Below are 18,022 nucleotides of genomic sequence, written 5' to 3'. Positions count from 1 at the left end.
GAACCGCTCCGTCGAAGTATCTTGGCCAACGATCCGCCGTTTCGGTACTGCCCCAGAAGATGTTCTCCACGGGCTCGCGCCATTCCGTCCCATACGTCGACCATTGCGTCCCGACGACAAAGCGGATGTTACGAATCGGCATCAAGGAAAATCGGAGGTGTTCGAGTGCTCGACGCCCGCGGCGAATGCGTGATCCGCGAACGTGCCGCCCTTCCGGCCGAACGCATCGCGCAGGGCGTCCGGCGCGAAAGCCATGCAATCGCCGCGGCACATCGCGCTACCGCTCACGTCGAGCAGGCGGTGCCTGCTCGACGCCGAAGCAGCGCCTTACGTCCGCTCCAGCCGATACCCGTAGTTGTAAACCGTCGAGATCACGAGGCCATTCTTCGAACGCAATGCGAGCGCATTGCGAATCTTGCTGACATAGGTCGCCAGGCTCGCGTCGTACTTCCGGTCGACCTCGCCCCAGATCTTCTTGAGCAGGAAATCCTTGGACACGATCCGGCCGGCGTTACCGAACAACAGCATGGCCAGCTCGAACTCCCGCGCCGACAATACAACGCTATCGCCCTCCACGCCGCTGACTTCCGTGACGTGCACGCGGCGCGAAGTCGGATCGAGCTTGTATTTGCCGAGCGTCAACGCGCCCTGATCCTGAGTATCCGGATAGTATTTGCGCACCTGTGCGCCGACGCGCGCGACCAGCTCCCGCTGCCGCACGGGCTTGGTCAGGAAATCGTCCGCCCCGCTGTTCAGGCCATATACGACATCCTCTTCGCTGTCGTGCTGCGTCACGATGATGACCGGCATCGCGTCGGCGAAGGTCTGCCGGACCCAGCGCGTCACTTCAATCCCGTTCTGGCCGGGAACGTCCCAGTCGACCAGCAACACATCCACCTTCTGCGTACGCACGAGTTCGATGAAACTGTCGCCGTCGTGGCGAATTTCCGTTTCGAAACCCGACTTCTGCAACCAGGACGCCAGCGTTTTTGCCTGTTGTTCGACGTCCTCCAGGATTGCCACGATCATGAAGCCGCTCCATGAGAAAGGAAAAGTCAGGGACGTGCTGCCCCGTTCGCATTATCCGGGCGATAGATGAAAACCCAGTCGCGGTAGCTATTCTTTCCAGAAAACGCTTCGTCCGCAAGAGCGAAGCCCCCTTGCTTGAGCGGCTTGCCTGGAGCCTGACTGTACACGCCCATTATGCCGCCGTCGGGGGCTTTGACAATGCCCCAATCCGGCTTGCCGGTCATCGGGTCCGCATAAAGCCTGCGCAAGTGGTGCTGAATGTTGGGCGAGCGCTTGTCCTCCACGAGCGCATCGAGCGACCTCGGATATTGGCTGCCCGGCGGCGCCCGGTAATAGCGCTCGATCGCCAGCCGGATCTGGCTGCCGACGAAAAGCAGCTCGGTTTCGCGCTCGCGCTGCCGCTGCTTGCTCCATACGAGGCTGGCCTGCATCAGACCGATGCCGATCACGGCCGTCAGCACGAGCACGCCGATATAGGCAAACCCCCGCTCCGATCCGGCCGGCATGCGGCGCACGTTTCGGAGAACGCGATTACCACTGCGCATAAGGGCTCCCGTCGCTGGCATTGCCGCGCGCGCCGCTGTGCACGTCGTGCACCCCCGGGCCACCGTCCGCATCCGTTCGCCACGTATCGCGCCGCCCGGTCACCGGATCGAGCGGAACCTCACGCAGATACTTGTCGTCGACCAGCACTTGAAGCGACGACGGATCGGTGCCGTGGTCGGCGCGATAGTCGTCGATCGCGACCCGCATCGTGCGCAGATTGTGGCGCAGCACCGTTTCGCGAGCGCGGTCCGTCTGCTTGAAATAGCCGGGGGCGACGATCGCCATCAGCACCCCCACGATCGCCATCACCACAAGCAGTTCGACCAGCGTGAAACCGCGCTCACCTCGCGCGCGCCTCGATTCACCATTGGCTGTAGGGGATGCCATTGATACCTTTCCTCCCGCTCTTCGAGCGTATGTCGAATACGTCCTTCCCTGACGCGAACGCGTCGGAGGAACTGGTGTAACTTCGCGTTTCCCACGTATCGGCGGCGGACGTGCCGGGACATCCGCAAAACGGGTCGGCCGGCAAGCGCCGCAAAAAGTAGATTCTGTCGCCGTTCGGATTTTTCCGGTCGACGACACCATCGACCAACGCGGCCAGATCGGGCGGGTAGCCGCTCGCATCGACCGACTTCTCCACCCGCCCGTCGTCCGATGCCTGCTTATAGGCATCGATCGCCGTGCGAATCGTGATCAACGCCTGGCGCAGCTCGGCCTCCTTGCCGCGCCGCTGAACCAGATCCGTGAACGGCAGCACCACGGATGCCAGCAGTGCAAGCAGCGTCAGCGCAACCAGCACCTCGACCAGCGTAAAGCCCCGGGAACGATCGCGCGCCTTCGCACGCCGCCAATATCGACTCCGCATGTCGCGCCCTCGTCACATAGTCCGTGGGTGCGCCGGGCCGGCGACGGGCCTCGACGACGGGCCCGCGGCGAGCTGCTGCCCGTCGCCGTGCGTTGCCGCGCCCCCCTGCATGGACGTTTTCGCCGCGCCTTTCTCCTTGGCGCCGCTCGTATCAGGCGCAGCCTTATCCGTCCCTCCGGCCGGCGCCGGCTCGACGGTACCGCCGCTGGCGGGGGCCGTTCGCGCACCCGAACCCGCCGGATTCCGGTCGAGTTCCGCCGGATGCATCGTGGCGTTCGCGTCGAAACGGCCGACCGAATCGCTCAGGGCCGGCGCCCCCTTCGGCATGGCAGCCGGCACGGACGCCGGTGCGCCCGAGCCGTCGGGATGACCAAACGTCATCGGCTCGGTCGTCACCTCGCCTTCCGTGCCCGACATGAACGTCGTGACCGCGGATGCCGGCAAAGCGAGATTCCGTTCGATATGCGGCGTGATCAGCAACACGATCTCGGCTCGACCGCCTTCGGATTTATCCGTCCCGAAGGCACGCCCCAATCCGGGAATCCGCGAAAGATACGGCAGGCCGCTGGTCGCCGACGTTTCCTTCTGGTTGATCAGGCCGGCCAGCACTTGCGTCTCGCTGTCGCGTGCGGTCATCAGCGTTTCGGCCTTCCGGGTGCCGAGCCGGTAAGCGATCAACCCCGTCTTCGTGGCGACTTGTCCCAGGATACTGCTCACTTCCAGCTTGACCTGGACGGACACCTCGTTATTGAGGCTGATACGCGGCTGCACGACCAGCTGCAGGCCGACATCCTGATACGAGATGGATTCGCTCGTCACGCCATTGTTCGTCGTGGTCGTCACGATCGGCACCCGCTCGCCCACCGTGATATCGGCCTTCTCGTTGTTTCGTACACGCACCTTCGGATTGGCCAGAATCTTCGTCTTGCCCTGGTTTTGCAGCATTCTGATCGCCATCCGCAGTTTCGCGCCGCCATCGCCGGATACCGCGATATTGCTGCGGTTCAGGCTCAGCAGATCGCCAATGGTCGTGTGAACCCGCTCGTACGGATGCTCGATCGAGAACCCGAGTTCCTGCGGGTACTGCACGCCCAAATCGACTGTTTCGTCCGAGTTCACCTCCAGGACCTGCACGTCCATCGTCACTTCGGATTGCGGAAGATCCAGCGCCTGCACGATGCGCTCGGCAACCTTGATCGATTCCGGCGAATCGCGCACGATCACCGCGTTGGTACGCTCGTCGACGTAGACGTCCTTCGGCTTGACCATCTGCCGCAGGGCCGACACGACATTCTTCGCATCCGCGTTCGACAGGAAAAACGTGCGCATCATGTATTCCTTGTAGGCGCGGCTTTTCTCCGATCTCGCCGAATAGACCAGCAGCGTGTGCTCGTCAAGCACCTTCTTCGCCAACTGATTGGTCCGGAGCAGCATGTTGATCGCATCCTCGGCGGTCGTCCGGGACGCAAACAGGCTCGACGGCGCCGAGGTCTGGACCTCCTGGTCGAAAACGAAGTTTACGCCGGTCGTTCGGGAAATCGCGTCGAAAATGTTCTCGAGCGGCTGCGATTTGAAATTGAGCGACACCGGCTTGCGCAAGGCATCGGTCAGTCGCGGCTGCACCGGATGCTCGCGTTGCTGTTGCCGCAGCAGGCTGTCCCGCAGCTGAATCGCTTCGGTAAAGTCGGGCTGCTCGTCAAGCACGCGCCTGACGATTTCCATCGCGCGGCCGGGTTCGTTTTGCCGCACCCGTTCGGCCTGCGCCAATTCGCTGCCGAGTGCAACTCGCCGCTGCAGCCGTGCGACCGTCTGACTCACGCGCTGGTTCGTCGGATCGGCCCGGCGTGCGTTTCCGAGGTGATCGAAAGCGCTTTCCGTATCACCCAGCGCCCATGCCGAACCAGCCGCCCGCAACTCGTCGTTCACATAGGTCGCGCGTCGATTCCGCAGCGCCACGTTCACTTCCGCATCGTCGGGACGCGCCTGATGCGCCGTCTGCAGGACGTCGATCGCCTGCTCGGGTTGTCCGCTTTTCATCAAGGCGTTGCTCTGCTTTACGGCCTCGCTGTCGCTGTTGCCCAAGGCACCCTTCAGCGACGTACACGCACTACCCAGCAGCGCTGGCAGCAGTGCCGACAGAATCAGTATCCGTTTCACGTTCAAGCTCTCATCAATTCGTTCAGAAGAAACTGCATCAATGCGGGTGGCGATCGATCGGCAAGCGATGCGGCCGACCATCCGGCCCCGCCAGCACGACGTCGGCGTCGTCGATCGACTTCACGCGATAACCGCCTGCCAGTGCCTGGCCGGGACGCACCGCGTCACGCAAACCACCGCAACGCCCGCACAAAAGAAACATTCGGCCCATCCCTTCCAGCACGATCACGTGCCGGTCCGGCTCCCGCCACTCGCCGCTCACGTCGAAAGGCATCGCCGGCTTCGTTTGCGGAATATCCGCCGGCAGCGTGGCCGACGCCGGCTCCGGCGGCTCGAGCGGCAGCGACGGCGGCTCGGCGGACGAAGGCTTGTGTTCCGCAACCAGCGAGGCCGGGCTCTGGGCCTGAAACAGATCGACACGCGGACGCTCGGCGGACATCTCGGCAGCGCCGGCAACCCGCATCGTCAGTAACGCGGCAACCATCGCGACGGCCGTTGCGTGAATCATCCCGGCGCGGTTCATGACAACCTCGCCAGCAAGGAAACGTGCATCACGACGCGCAACTGATCGGTCTCCATCGCGGTGCGTTCGAGCGTCAGCTGGTCCACGGTCACGAACGGCTGTTGCCGCAACTCCCGCAGCGCGCCGACGATATCGGGGTAGCGCCCCTGGCCGGTCAGGACCATCGAGCGTCGCGACAGCTTGCCGCTCTCGTCGCTCGTCTGGTACGCCGCCTCCTCGATCATCACGGTGTGACGCTTCAGAACGTCGAAGATCGAAAATTTGCGTGCGGTCGGATCGCCGCTCAGCACGTCGGCAGGCTGAGCGCTCGACGATTCCGCGTGCGGTACCGCCTTGAGTTGTTGCCACCGGGTCGACAGCGTCTGCTGTTCCGCCCGCAGCGCACGCTCGTCCGGTTCGAGCATGCAGAACCGATAAGCCAGCATCGCGACAATGGCGAACGCCGCCACGATTCCGACGCGGCCCAGTTCTTCCGAAGCACGCGTCGCATACCATCTGCCGCGAGCCAGCAACATGCCCCATTTCAGGGGGGTCGAGAGAAACCGCTTCATCTCGCCTCCACGCTCAGGCTGAACGATGCGAGCGGATACTGCTCGACCATCTTGATGCCGTGCTGCAGCAGCGTTACCCGAACCCCCGGCTTTTCACCGCCGGCGCCGTGGCGCAGGCGCGCGACAAACGCATAGACTTCCGTCAGGTTCGCTGCCAGCCCGTCGATGCGCGCCTGCTCGCGGCCGTCCTTGGTCGACATGGCCAGCGACAGCAACGCCAGTTTCGGCGTCCAGGCGTGCTCGATATCAAGCAACATCGGCATTTCGCCGACGGCCGTCATCGGCGCCTTCCGGTCCGATTCCGCGGTGCGTTGCTGCGCGTCCCGGGCATCCCGGCGCGCCCGGTTCACGATGCGCTGCCGGTTATCGACGCGCACTCGGAGCTGTTCCATTTCGTTATCCAGATTCCTGACCACCGAGCGCTCGTTCGCCGTCCACACGCCGCCGCACAACGCGGCAATCAGCAACAGGCATGCGAGCGGCGCGAGCATCCGGCGCTTCGGCAGGTAATCGAAATCGCGCATGCGCTTCATGCCGGCACCCCATCCCAGCGGCGATCGGGCGAACCGACGCAGGTCCACCGATTGTTCGACGCGACGCCGGACGGCACGCAACCCGCGACGTGAATCCCGTCGTCCATCGCATGACCGCTCAGCACGGCAAGCGTGTCGAGCGCCTCCGGCAACGACTGCCCCGCGTCGAGCCGCAGCGTGGCCAGATCTTGCCATTGGGCGTTTGCGCGGAACAGACACGTCAGCGTGCCGGGTTCCAGCAACGCCAGCGTGCCGTTGCTTCCGACCCGACCGACATGACGCGCGGCCGATGCCGACACGATGTCGCGGCACGATGCCATGCGCCAGCCGGCGCCCTCGCTGGCTGCCGCCAGCGCACCGACCCATTCGGCGCGCACACCGACGCACAGACGCGAGCGCCCGTACCCGGCGGCCTCGATGCACAGATTCAAGCCTTCCGGCGCCTTGACGCCATGCTCGGCGAGCACGACACGTGCGTACGCTTGCCATGCGGCACCGGCAACCAGGCCGTCCTGCCACGGCAGAATCGCGGCATCGAGCCACGGATGTCCGAGCAAGACGTGAAGCCGTCGCAACGACGACAGCACGCCGCGCCCCTTGGCACCGCCGCCGGCCTGCGCCAGAAGGCCGGCAAGCGCGGCAACCGGCTCGCCGCCGTGTTCGATCGCCGCGATCGGCATAGTCCGGGGGCGAGCCAGCGTGATGTGTTCCGACCCGATCAGGGCCACACGCTCTTCACAAAACAATTGCACGCTGTACCTCCTGATATGTCGTCAATCCCATGTCGATCAGCGCAAGCGCGCCATCCTTGAGCGAGCGATAGCCCGCGCTGCGCGCGAGTGCGGCCTCGCGCTTGTCCGGCGAGCCGTCGATAAGCGCGACCCGCAATGCCGTATCGAGCGTAATGACTTCGGCCAGACCCACCCGACCATGAAAACCGCTGCCCCCGCACGTCTCGCAATCCGGCCGCGACGCCTGACACTCGGCGCACAGTCGCCGCACGAGGCGCTGGCACACGATGCCGTTGAGTGCCTCGAGAAACGTCGACGGCTCGACACCCATGTAGATGAATCGGTCGATCAGGCTGAACGCATCGTTTGCATGCACCGACGACAACACGCGGTGCCCTGTCAGCGCGGACTGCACGGCGATCGATGCGGTTTCCTCGTCGCGGATCTCGCCGACCAGGATGGTGTCCGGGTCGTGGCGAAGAATCGACCGCAGGCCGCGCGCAAACGTCAGACCTTTCTTTTCGTTGACGGGAATCTGAAGGACACCTTGCAATTCGTATTCGACCGGGTCCTCGATCGTGATGAGCTTCTCGTCGCCGGTATTGATCTCCGAGAGCGCGCCGTACAATGTCGTGGATTTCCCGCTGCCCGTCGGCCCCGTCACGAGCGTCAGCCCGTGAGGCATTTGCATGAGCGCCCGGATCCGGCCGATCGAATGCGCGTCGAAACCGAGCGTGTCGAGGCTTAGCTGGCGGCCGCGCTGCGACTTGTCGAGAATACGCAGCACCGCGTTTTCACCGTACACACCGGGCATGATCGATACGCGCAGGTCGATCTCCCGACCCTGCAGCGCGACCTTGAAGCGCCCGTCCTGCGGCACGCGCTTTTCCGCGATGTCGAGACTCGCCAGAACCTTGAGGCGCGACATGATCTGGCTCGCCACCTCGATACCCGAGACAGAACGAATCATGCGCATCACGCCATCGACTCGATAGCGGATCTGCAGCCCTTCCGCGGTTGCTTCGAGGTGTATATCGCTCGCGCGGCTCTGCAGCGCGTCATAAAGCGTCATGTTGACGAGGCGAATGATCGGGCTTTCGTCGTTGGCGATGCTCGCGAGCGTGATCGATTCGACCGCCAGCGCGAGCGAATCGCTCTGAGCGCCGACGTCGACCGCATCGTCCATCACGCGCTCGCTCGACTCCATCTCCTTGAGACAAGCATCGACCGCGCCGGGCAGGCTCATCGCGAACACGACCCGATCCGGCGCGAATCGCCGTTGCAGACGCTCGCGCGTTGCCCGGGCAAACGGATCGGCTAGGACCACGCAGGCGGCTCCATCGATTTCCAGCGGCAATACGTGCACGGCCAGGGCCTCGGCCAGCGGCAACAGATCCCAGCGCGGCGCGGCACCCCGGAGTCGTTCCGGGGACAGCGGCCGTGCCCCGAGGCACGATGCCACCTGTCCGAGCCGATCAGGCTCGCGCCCCAGCAGCGCATCGAGGTAGACCGGCAGGGCGACGCCCTGCTGCATGGCCTCGTCCTGCCAGGCCTGCAGCAACACGGATGTACTTGCGACGCTCGTCACATCACCTCCAGGAAAAGTCGAATGAATGTGTTGAATCAATGGAGGGGATTGTCGGCGCAGGCACGCGCGCCGACAAAAAGGCTCAACAAAACCTAAAAATGACAAGGCCGAAGCCTATTTTTGAATCAGCCGATGCTGCTCGCCAGTTCGAAGATCGGAAGATAGAGCAGCAATACGATCGCGCCGACGAGCGCACCGATGCCGAGCATGAGAATGGGTTCGAACAGTTTGCTGAATACCTCGATCGCGCGATCGAGCGTGCCATCGTGAAAGTGCGCGATCTTCTCGCACATCTCGCCCAGTTCGCCGCTGCGCTCCCCGACCCGCAGCAGGCGTTCGGCAACCGGCGTGGTGAGGTTCTGCGCGGTCAGCACATCCGACAGCGACTGTCCGGCACGCAGGTCGCCCAGCGATCGCTCCAGACGCGGAAGATACGGCGCCGGCAGCAGGCGCCCGGCCAGTTCGAGCGCATCGATGGCCGCCGTCCCGCCTGCCAGCAGCAAACCGACCGTGCGATAGAACCGGGACAGCACAAATAAGTGACAGATTTCGCGAAGCCGTGGCGTCCGCCACAGCACGTTCAGAAACGTTCGTCGGGCATGCTGCGTGCGCACGAGCGCCACGGTCGCGACCGCCAGCCCGGCCAATCCGGCCAGCAGGACCATGCCGTGCTGCTGCACCAGTCCGGCCCACCACAGCATCACGACGGCGGTCGCGGGCGGCTCGTTGATGCTCTCGAATACGGCGGAAAAGCGCGGCACGACGAAAAACAGCATAAACAGCAGAATGGCTGCCCCGACTGCCATCACGACCGCGGGATAGACGAGCGCGCCGCTGACGCGCTTGCGAATCTGCTCCAGACGCGTCTCGTAATGCTGAAAACGCCGCAGTGCGATCGGCAATTGGCCGCTGCCCTCCGACGCTTCGACCGTCGCGACGAGCAACGGTGGAAAGATCGACGGCTGCTGCGCGAGCGCCATCGAAAAAGCTTGTCCTTCGCGCATCCTGGCGACCAGCTCGTCGAGAACCGCGCGCAGCCCCTTCTCCGATTCGGCCTTGTCGCGCAGCGCCTCGATCGCCTCGATCAGCACGAGCCCTGCATCGAGCAGTGTCGACAACTCCTGCAGAAACAGGCCGAGCGGAAATTTCGGCTGTCGCGACCACGGGACGATGCCTGCCCGGCGCTTCACCGCGAGAACCGTGACCGTCTCGCCCGAAACCATGCAGCGCTGGCGCGCGCTCGCTTCGTCCGGCGCATCGACGGTCCGCTTGACGAGCTTGCCGCCAGACAGAAGATCGACTTGAAAGATCGCCACTTCAATGCCCCTTGTCGGCAACGGCCATCGCCGCGCCGGATCGGCGCGCCTGGGCGGCCTGCTTCAGTTTTGCATAGTGATGCCACACTTTTTTCGCATACCGCTCGCGCAGCTCGCGCCGATGCGGTGCGCTTCCGGCGTTGTATGCGCCGACGGCTTCCCACGTATACCCGTGCCGGGAAATGAATCCGGACAGAATCTGCGCGCCGGCCATGACCGACGTGCACGAATCGTTGAGCAGCTTCTCTCGCGTAATCCCCGCCTTGCTCAGACGAGGCAGATGCGTACTGTTGATCTGCATGAGGCCGATATCGTAGGTGCCGTTCCGGTTGCGGTTGATCGCGCTCGGATTCAGCGACGACTCGACCTTCGCGATCGAATACAACAGCAGCGGATCAATGTTGTGTCGCTGCCCGGCGTCGAACCAGCATTCCGCGTGGGCGGACGTGGCGATTCCGGCAAGCATCGCGAGCACGGCGGTCCCGCGCTTACAGGCCGTAGACAAGGTCCGCGTCATAACCCTCTCCTCCCAGCTTCCCGTCCCGGCCCAGCGAAACGATTTCCGCGTCCGAGTCGCGACCCGGCACGTGATATTGATACGGTCGCCCCCAGGGATCGTTCGGGACATCCTTCGCCAGATACGGCCCATGCCACATCGGCGTTCCGGACGGCTGCTTCACGAGCGCCTCGAGCCCCTGGTCCGCAGCCGGATAGCTGCCGGTATCGAGTCGGTACTTCACGAGCGCGTCGCCCAGCGACTTCATTTGCGCCTGCGCCGCCTGCACCTTGGCCCGGTCCGAGTAGGACAGGACTTTCGGCCCGACATAGCTGGCCAACAACGCGATGATCAACAGCGCAACCAGCAGTTCCAGCAGGGTGAAGCCCCGTGCGGTCCGCAGGCGCGATCGAATGATGTTTCGATTCATGATGTTCCTCCTTGATTGAAACCTTCATGGCGGATATGGGCGGAGGGGGCCGGCCAATGATCGACCTCCCCCGCCATCGCGCGCGTCATGCCGTTCGGCAATCAGCACGAGTACCCATTACTTCGTAGTCCAGGCATCGGTCCAGGCCCAACCCTTGCCCGGTTCGTACGCCGCCTGTGCCTGACCGCACCAGCCCGATGCAGGGAACGACTTGCACTGGTACAGCTTGCCGTTATTCGTGACGATCTCGCCGCCCTTGTATGCATGGCCGGCCTGATAGGCAGGGTAGTTGCCCGCGTTGCCGTCATTGCCGGGGTTTTCCGGCGTGTCCGGGTTGCTCGGATTTTCGGGATTGCCCGGGGTTTCGGGGTTGCCCGGGTTGCCGGTACCCTTGACCAGCAGGGTGTGGGTCGCGGTCGCGGTCGTCTTGCCGTTATCGACGACGAGCTTGAACACGAAGCTTCGGTCCTGTTCCGCCTTCGGTGCCGTAAACGTCAGGGTCGAACCGTTGCGTGCATTCTTGAAGTCCGACGGCATCGTCCATGCGTAGGTCAGCGGCAGACCGTTCGGGTCGCTCGACTGGTTTGCCGACAGCGTGACCTGCTGACCGCCCTGAACCGTGGCCGGACCGCTGATCGCGGCCACCGGCGGCACCGTCGCGGGCGGCTGCTCGCCACCGCCGTTGCTCTTGACCTCGATCGCGTACGCATATTCCTTGCCGTTGCCGAACACTTCGTTCTCGGCCGCGCTGCGCACCGGATCGATCGTCTTGCCGTCGGCGCTCAGTTGGCCGACCCGGACGTATTGCGAACGCCCATTGACCTGATTCGCCAGATCGTAGATCCAGTCCGCGGCATTGACGTTGTTCGCACCGATCTTCATGCTATGGGACTCGAGATCGTTGCCGCGCGTCTTGTCGAACACGCGGAGCTTGGCTTCGTCGCCGGCCTTCTGCACACCGCCGAACTCGATCTTCCCGGACGGCATCCAGTTCACGTTGGACGGAATGACGTCAATATCGCTGCAGCTATAGAATCCTTCCGCGTTGTCGCTCGGATCGCGCTGCCAGATCGTGTACAGCACGCGTTTGCCGGAAACGCCGTTCAGGTTGATCGGATATTCCGTATAGGCTTCCGGCCCGCGCTTGTCCACTTGACCAACCGGCTGCTCCTGAAGGTCGCTCCATTTCAGCGGACGCGAAAAATCGTAGGACGGCTTGGAAATGTACGTCTTGAAATAGGTGGTGTAGTGCTTGGCGGTCTGCTTGTACCGCAGCATGACATTGCCGCTCGCGTCGGGCTTGACCGGTGTGGCCGCCCAGTTCGCGACAGCATCGATGCCCTTCCAGCTCTCCTTACCCCCAGCGCAGATCAGACCGTCCGGAATTTGTGCACGATGGTCCGCATCGCCCTTCACACCCAGGATCGCGTTGGACATGCGATCGTAAAACGGGGTGGAGCCACTGATGCTCTTGGCTGCCTTGCAGCCGTCCGATTTCGGATTTTCCGCACCCTCGTTGAAGCACGCCAACGGACGATCCGGCGGCGATTCCACATAGCCATGTGCATGCGAGACAGCCGGCACCGCAAACAGCGCGGCGGCGGCGACATGAGCGAGCGTCAACGCCGGCAGCGCCCGCATCGCGGTTTTTTTCAACGAGATTCGAGAAACTTTCATTTTGTATTCCTGTATACCTTTCAAGGTGGTTGAAGCATCGGTTCTGTTTCGTGGTCCCGGTAGAACCGGAAGCAACAGTCACCTAGCCGGATAGGCCGGCCCGTCGATCCGCAGCCGGCGTTGCTCAAGTTCCGGTGCGCCACGCGTCTCGCCGGAACTGCGTGCATTCTTGCGACCCGCCTCGATGCATTCAATGAAGCTCAAAGCAATCTGAAATGTTCTTTGAGATTTGGATTAAAAACGTTGAGCCCATTGGCCTACCTGACGAGAATGCCGCCATGTTCTATCTGTCCCAGGGAGCTCAAAATGAATGCCCATTCGAAAGCAGCGCGCTATAGCCGCGCCACCGCGCTATTGCACTGGATAGGCGTCGTCCTGATGATGCTTATCGTGTTGTCCGCGGAACTCCGCCATCTCTGCGTACGCGCCGATCTGATCTCGATGCGCTTGGCCATGGTCACGCACATCGGTTCCGCGATGGCGATCCTGTTTCTCGTGATCCCGCGTCTGATCGCTCGCCTCATGGGGCCGCGCGTTCCGCCGCTTCACGCCGGCAGCCCGCTGGTGCGATGGACCGCGCACGCGGTCCACATCGGTCTTTATGTTTTTCTCGTCGCAGAATGTCTGATCGGCTGGGCGATCGTAAACGCGAAAGGAATGCGCATTCCGATGCCGGTGCTCGGCTTCGAATTCCCGGCGCTCGTCCCCGAGCACGCACGGCTGGTCCATTGGACCGTCACCGCTCACATGGCACTCGGCTATCTGCTGTATACCGTGCTGGTACTGCACATCGGTGCGGCGTTGTGGCACCATTTCGTGCAGCGTGACGGCATCATGCGCCGCATGAGCCTGTCGTCGAACCCTTGACGAACGCCGGACACGACCGCGGCAGCCGCGACAGCACATAATGCGTCCGTGGCCGCCGCGGCACGATCGAGTGACTTCGGCGCGACGGGCAACACCACGCCATACGGGCCGGCCAGCGCGGCTTCCGGGCGATAATCGCTACCGCAAACGAAATCTTGAGCCGCGAGGTTTTTATGCTGCATACCGTTTACCTGGTTGCCATCATCGCCGAGGCCGTCAGCGGCACAATGGCCGCGGGCCGCCGCGACATGGATCTGTTCGGCGCATGCTTTGTCGGGTGCGTAACCGCGCTAGGGGGAGGCTCGGTGCGCGACATGCTGCTCGGTCACTACCCGCTCGGATGGGTGCAACATCCCGAGTACATCTGGTTCACGGCAGCCGCCGCGCTGATCGGTGCGACGCTCGGCAGCGTACTGCATTACTTCCGCACCATCTTCCTGACCGTCGACGCCCTCGGCCTCGTCGCTTTCACACTGATCGGCTGCAACATTGCGATGCAGACCGGCCAGACGTCCACAGTCGTGATACTCAGCGGCATCATCACGGGATGCCTGGGCGGGATCATGCGGGATCTGCTATGCGGTGACGTGCCGATCATCTTCAAACGCGAAATGTATGCCAGCATTTCACTCTTGATCGGAGCCGGGTACCTCGTGCTGCTGAATCTTCAGGTATCGGAGCGGGTAGCCGTCATGATTTGCCTGGGTGTCGGTTTCATCCTCCGCATGTCGGCCATCTATTTCGACTGGCACATCCCGAAGCTCGTCTACCGCGACAAATCCTGACGCATTCGAAAAGATACGGCTCCCGGCCCGTATCGGCAGGATAAAAACCAGTCCGATGCATCCCACACACTGCCGCTGTTGCCATCGCAATCGAACGGCCGCCATGCACGTGGCCATTCGCGATGCAAACGGATGGCCGCCGATGCGATGGAAGTATCGCGGCGGTCCTGTCGAAACACCCGCGAAAAACCTGACGACGGAATGCAGCGAGCCGTACGCCTGATCACCGCCTTCCCGCCCCAATAATCGGCATCCCGATCAGGCCGGAACGACTCCCCTCCCTCGCAGCCGCACCTGCCCCGTCGATTTCTCTCGCATCGAGCATGCGTGATTTACATGCCTCCCGAATGCCCGCCGGTCGGGCAGGAGCGTTTCATTGATCGAAACGCACTAGATTTTAGATTTCGCTGAGAATCTTTGTGGCTCGGACAACCCGCAAATATGATAGCTGCAACCGAATTTAAATATCCGGCAACAGCCCATGTGCTTCGCGTCAGTCAGTACAGATTCACGCGAATAGGCTGCGGCCTATTTTTATTTTGGCCACGGGCCGATGTCGAGAGTTGATTGTGGTGGGTACTATGACAACCGTCGACATCGGTAATGAATGTTTTATCGGGAAATGTCGACAATGGATATTTTAAGCGCGCTGCGATTACTGCGGGATCGGCCTTCATTCAGGCAAATGCAGTTGATATTCGTTTCCGCATTTTTTCTTACCTCGGACGCGTTCATCGTTTGATCGGCGTCGCCCGGGCGAACCGGACTATTTCTTCGATCGCCCGCGAGAGCATTTGCCGCATCAGCACCGTGCGTCCTGAGTTGGAAGCAGCCTTCCCGAAACCGTAATCAAGCGAGCTTATGAATACCAGCAATTCCGATGAAAATCTCCAGTCCGAGCTTTCCGTATTAATAGGAAACGGATTGCAGGCGGACATCGATCGCCTCGAGCGCGACGAGCCTTTCGCCGATGTCATCCCCAATTTCGATTCTCTAGCCATGCTGGAAATCATTCTTCTCATCGAAGAGAAAGAAGGTTTTCAATTCGATCAACACCTGGATTCAGGCAATGCGTCGTCGTTGGCGGATGCGGCCGCCGCATATCGGGCATTCCCGTCAAATGTCAGTGCGCTAGGCCAGGCACTTATCCAGGCACGTCAGGCAGAGAAACTCAAGAAAGAAGGCGAGTCCGGCACGCCCTCCGCCGATCAGATCCGCGCGTCGGACGATACCGGAAGCCGTATCGAAAACCACTCCCAGCATGGTGCATCATGACACGAGATGTCGTTATTACAGGTGTTGGCCTGACCGCGCCGCTGGGCAACGCACCGGAATCGTTCTTCGATGCGCTGGTTTCCGGCGAGAACGGAATTCGCCGCCATCCCGACCCGGCGATCGAGCGTCATGTCGGTTACGTCGATCTCGATATGGCCGCCCACTTTTCCGTCGCGGAGTCGCGCAATCTCGATCGCGTGTCGTTGCTGGCGCTGTACGCCGCCCGACAGGCCTCGGCGAACAGCGGGCTCGCGGATGAAGATGCGTGGCGCGATTGCGGCGTCTATATCGGAACGGGCATTGGCGGCGTGACCTCCTTGTCCGAGGGAATCGCCGAACACCACGGCGTTGGCCGGCGCAGCATCCTCTTGACCATTCCGGCCGCGATGCCTCATGCCCCGGCCGCCCATCTGGCAATGTCGATCCGAACTTCCGCAGAGGCGCTCACGTACACAACCGCGTGCTCGGCCGGCGCGGTTGCCATTGGCGAAGCGTTTCGGCGGATTCGCGACGGCTATTCGGACATGGCCATCTGCGGTGGTACCGAAGCCATGCTGACGCCGCCGCTGCTCCGGGCATGGAGCCAGTTGCGCGTTCTGTGCGCGGAGCCGGCCGGCGCGCCGGCCACGGGCTGCCGGCCGTTCAGCGGAAGTCGTTCCGGCTTCGCGTTAGCCGAAGGCGCGTGCATGCTCGTCCTCGAATCCCGCGACCGCGCAACGGCCCGTGGAGCAACACCGCTCGCCGAACTGGTCGGATACGGCACCAGCAACGATCACAGCCATCTGACGCTGCCGACGCCCGGGGGCCAAGCGCTGGCGATCAAGCGCGCACTCGACGACGCGGGCATCGACGCAAGCCAAGTGGGCTATGTCAATGCGCACGGCACTGGAACACGCAACGGCGACATCTCCGAAAGCGAAGCACTGCGGAGCGTCTTCGGCCGCTCGCTCGAGAATATGTTGGTCAGTAGCACGAAGTCTTCTCACGGGCATTTGATTGGCGCCGCCGGCGCGCTGGAACTGGCGATCTGCGCGATGGCGGTGAAGGAACAAAAGGTTCCGCCGACGCTGCATTACGACGCGGCCGATCCAGCTTGCGGAGGTATCGATTATGTGCCGCATGTCGGCCGTCAGGTCGACGGTCTTGAATACGCAATCAGCAACTCATTCGGAATGGGTGGCAACAATACCGTGCTTGTTGTCAAACGCTGCTGAAATGACTTGCACGAAATATTTGTAATTATCTGGAGAAAGACTGATGTCGAGTCAAGCGCTCACATTCGCCTCATGTCACTCGCGCGATCATGCGCCGCAGCAACCGGCGGCAATCAGATACCGCCTGAACGAGAATGAGCTGCATGTATGGGTAAACGACCAGGGCAGCAAGAGAGTCTGCACCGAGCTATTTCGTAGCGGCGTGGTGGATCGTTCCCGATATATCGCCGATGTTGCATATTGCCGATATTCGCTGTCCGAAACCGTATTGCGCGGCTATCGCATATGGGGGCCCGCATGCGCGTCCCTGATGCAGCGCCACCGGTGGTTCATGACGTTGATCGCAACGCCGACCAAGTGGTTCATCGAAGACAGCGCATTTCACATGGCACTGCGCGATACGCCTCACTGGCGGGGCCGGCTCGTGCGTCGCGCCATCTTCGTTCCGGCCTGCTGGGCAATCGGCGCGCTATCGAATCTGCTTGCACGCCGGCGCGCCAGTGAAACACTGCAGCACTGATTTGTCGTTCGATTAAGTTTTCATTCGACACCCTCCGGTCTTCCATCGTCAGGATCGCCCCAGGCGACTTGACGATCGATCCGTCGCGCTCGTCGCGAGAGAAATCTAGCGTAGTAAACGCTAACAGTCGCAATCGGTTCGAATGCGACCCAACTGCCATTCCGTCACCATGGGATGGTTAACAACCATGCCGATTTTTCGGCGTTTTTTCATCAGTAGATCTAAAGGTAATAGCAACATGAAAATCAAGAGCACCATCGCACTCGCTACTTTCGCACTGGCCGCTGCTTCGGGCACGGCTATGGCGCAAAGCGCCGGCACCAATAGCGGGCAAATCGACTTTGTCGGCGAGATCACCACCGCACCGTGCTCGGTCGACGGCGACAATGCAAATCAAACCGTTCAACTGGGTTCGATTTCGACCAATGTGCTGGGGACCGCGGGCTCCACGTCCACGCCGAAGAACTTCCAGATCAATCTCACGGGCTGCAGCCTGGATACCGTCAAGTCGGCCAGCGTCACGTTCGACGGCACGCCGGACGACAACAATCCGGATCTTCTGAAGCTGGGTGCCGGCGGGTCGGGCCCCACGGCGCAAAACGTCGCCGTCGCCATCTACGACGTGTACAACAAGCAAGAACTGACGCTGAAGACCGCATCGGGCGCCATTCCCATTCAAGACGGCATCAACGCACTGGCATTCCAGGCGTACTACAAGTCGACGGCCTCGGCGAGCAATCCCGTCGTGGCCGGCAGCGCGAACGCAAATGCGCAGTTCACGGTTTCCTATAACTGATCTTAGCTAATCCAGCTTTGCATCACCGCCGGGCGCAAGCCCGGCGCGTCACCCGATCGATTGAATCAAATGTTTCCTCGAGCCACCTCATTTCTTGCTCTTGCACTGTTCGGAGGCATG

General features: G+C 62.2%; 21 protein-coding genes. 7 read left to right on the top strand and 14 right to left on the bottom strand.

The features are described from left to right. Positions 1 to 327: 327 nt before the first annotated feature. From BME24068_RS21675 to BME24068_RS35300, 14 genes are all read right to left on the bottom strand, one after another. Positions 328 to 1,029 (bottom strand): response regulator transcription factor, encoded by a 702-nt coding sequence (locus tag BME24068_RS21675; protein ID WP_174927312.1) that lies wholly within the window; start codon positions 1,027 to 1,029, stop codon positions 328 to 330. A gap of 26 nt (positions 1,030 to 1,055) precedes the next feature. Continuing rightward, positions 1,056 to 1,535, bottom strand: coding sequence for a type II secretion system protein (locus BME24068_RS21670; protein ID WP_240327253.1), 480 nt, complete (start codon positions 1,533 to 1,535; stop codon positions 1,056 to 1,058). Between the two features lie 25 nt (positions 1,536 to 1,560). Further along, positions 1,561 to 1,962, bottom strand: coding sequence for a type II secretion system protein (locus BME24068_RS21665; protein ID WP_096500112.1), 402 nt, complete (start codon positions 1,960 to 1,962; stop codon positions 1,561 to 1,563). Then, on the bottom strand, positions 1,937 to 2,443 hold the full coding sequence (locus tag BME24068_RS21660) for a type II secretion system protein (protein WP_174927311.1): 507 nt from the start codon (positions 2,441 to 2,443) through the stop codon (positions 1,937 to 1,939). The genes BME24068_RS21665 and BME24068_RS21660 overlap by 26 nt, the downstream gene beginning before the upstream one ends. Positions 2,444 to 2,455: 12 nt before the next feature. Beyond that, positions 2,456 to 4,681, bottom strand: a complete 2,226-nt coding sequence (locus BME24068_RS21655) for a secretin N-terminal domain-containing protein (protein ID WP_239008150.1) — start codon at positions 4,679 to 4,681, stop codon at positions 2,456 to 2,458. Continuing rightward, entirely contained in the window at positions 4,638 to 5,123 is a 486-nt protein-coding gene (locus tag BME24068_RS21650; protein ID WP_174927310.1) for a hypothetical protein, read from the bottom strand. The genes BME24068_RS21655 and BME24068_RS21650 overlap by 44 nt, the downstream gene beginning before the upstream one ends. Further along, positions 5,120 to 5,674, bottom strand: a complete 555-nt coding sequence (locus BME24068_RS21645) for a GspMb/PilO family protein (RefSeq protein ID WP_115531357.1) — start codon at positions 5,672 to 5,674, stop codon at positions 5,120 to 5,122. The genes BME24068_RS21650 and BME24068_RS21645 overlap by 4 nt, the downstream gene beginning before the upstream one ends. Beyond that, positions 5,671 to 6,207 (bottom strand): hypothetical protein, encoded by a 537-nt coding sequence (locus tag BME24068_RS21640; protein ID WP_174927309.1) that lies wholly within the window; start codon positions 6,205 to 6,207, stop codon positions 5,671 to 5,673. Before BME24068_RS21640 ends, BME24068_RS21645 begins: the two co-directional genes overlap by 4 nt. Then, positions 6,204 to 6,959: a hypothetical protein gene (locus tag BME24068_RS21635; protein WP_174927308.1), complete on the bottom strand. Its 756-nt coding sequence runs from the start codon at positions 6,957 to 6,959 to the stop codon at positions 6,204 to 6,206. Before BME24068_RS21635 ends, BME24068_RS21640 begins: the two co-directional genes overlap by 4 nt. Then, positions 6,943 to 8,472: a GspE/PulE family protein gene (locus BME24068_RS21630; protein WP_174927325.1), complete on the bottom strand. Its 1,530-nt coding sequence runs from the start codon at positions 8,470 to 8,472 to the stop codon at positions 6,943 to 6,945. Before BME24068_RS21630 ends, BME24068_RS21635 begins: the two co-directional genes overlap by 17 nt. Positions 8,473 to 8,651: 179 nt before the next feature. Further along, positions 8,652 to 9,842, bottom strand: coding sequence for a type II secretion system F family protein (locus tag BME24068_RS21625; RefSeq protein WP_174927307.1), 1,191 nt, complete (start codon positions 9,840 to 9,842; stop codon positions 8,652 to 8,654). 1 nt (position 9,843) lies between these two features. Then, positions 9,844 to 10,347 carry a transglycosylase SLT domain-containing protein gene (locus BME24068_RS21620; RefSeq protein ID WP_338138616.1) on the bottom strand — a complete coding sequence of 168 codons (504 nt, stop codon included), beginning with the start codon at positions 10,345 to 10,347 and terminating at the stop codon, positions 9,844 to 9,846. Continuing rightward, positions 10,331 to 10,768 (bottom strand): type II secretion system major pseudopilin GspG, encoded by a 438-nt coding sequence (gene gspG / locus BME24068_RS21615; RefSeq protein ID WP_174927306.1) that lies wholly within the window; start codon positions 10,766 to 10,768, stop codon positions 10,331 to 10,333. The genes BME24068_RS21620 and gspG overlap by 17 nt, the downstream gene beginning before the upstream one ends. Positions 10,769 to 10,885: 117 nt before the next feature. After that, the gene (locus tag BME24068_RS35300) at positions 10,886 to 12,445 is read right to left on the bottom strand and encodes a lytic polysaccharide monooxygenase (protein WP_096500130.1); all 1,560 of its coding nucleotides are present in this window, start codon (positions 12,443 to 12,445) and stop codon (positions 10,886 to 10,888) included. A 306-nt stretch (positions 12,446 to 12,751) separates the two neighbouring features. Between BME24068_RS35300 and BME24068_RS21605 the strand changes: the two genes are divergently transcribed. From BME24068_RS21605 to BME24068_RS21575, 7 genes are all read left to right on the top strand, one after another. Further along, on the top strand, positions 12,752 to 13,312 hold the full coding sequence (locus BME24068_RS21605; protein ID WP_162826161.1) for a cytochrome b: 561 nt from the start codon (positions 12,752 to 12,754) through the stop codon (positions 13,310 to 13,312). A gap of 173 nt (positions 13,313 to 13,485) precedes the next feature. After that, on the top strand, positions 13,486 to 14,097 hold the full coding sequence (locus BME24068_RS21600) for a trimeric intracellular cation channel family protein (RefSeq protein WP_096500134.1): 612 nt from the start codon (positions 13,486 to 13,488) through the stop codon (positions 14,095 to 14,097). A 603-nt stretch (positions 14,098 to 14,700) separates the two neighbouring features. Beyond that, positions 14,701 to 14,946, top strand: a complete 246-nt coding sequence (locus BME24068_RS21595; protein WP_174927305.1) for a hypothetical protein — start codon at positions 14,701 to 14,703, stop codon at positions 14,944 to 14,946. A gap of 12 nt (positions 14,947 to 14,958) precedes the next feature. Continuing rightward, on the top strand, positions 14,959 to 15,372 hold the full coding sequence (locus BME24068_RS21590) for a hypothetical protein (RefSeq protein WP_096500136.1): 414 nt from the start codon (positions 14,959 to 14,961) through the stop codon (positions 15,370 to 15,372). Beyond that, positions 15,369 to 16,586 carry a beta-ketoacyl-[acyl-carrier-protein] synthase family protein gene (locus BME24068_RS21585; RefSeq protein ID WP_174927304.1) on the top strand — a complete coding sequence of 406 codons (1,218 nt, stop codon included), beginning with the start codon at positions 15,369 to 15,371 and terminating at the stop codon, positions 16,584 to 16,586. The genes BME24068_RS21590 and BME24068_RS21585 overlap by 4 nt, the downstream gene beginning before the upstream one ends. A 43-nt stretch (positions 16,587 to 16,629) precedes the next feature. Continuing rightward, positions 16,630 to 17,106 (top strand): hypothetical protein, encoded by a 477-nt coding sequence (locus BME24068_RS21580; protein WP_174927303.1) that lies wholly within the window; start codon positions 16,630 to 16,632, stop codon positions 17,104 to 17,106. 238 nt (positions 17,107 to 17,344) lie between these two features. Beyond that, positions 17,345 to 17,902 carry a fimbrial protein gene (locus BME24068_RS21575; protein ID WP_174927302.1) on the top strand — a complete coding sequence of 186 codons (558 nt, stop codon included), beginning with the start codon at positions 17,345 to 17,347 and terminating at the stop codon, positions 17,900 to 17,902. Positions 17,903 to 18,022: the final 120 nt, after the last annotated feature.

It is taken from the genome of Burkholderia anthina (assembly GCF_902498995.1).
GTDB lineage: Bacteria > Pseudomonadota > Gammaproteobacteria > Burkholderiales > Burkholderiaceae > Burkholderia > Burkholderia anthina.
Note: the sequence above shows the minus strand (reverse complement) of the source record. Positions and strands in the feature narration are given on the sequence as shown.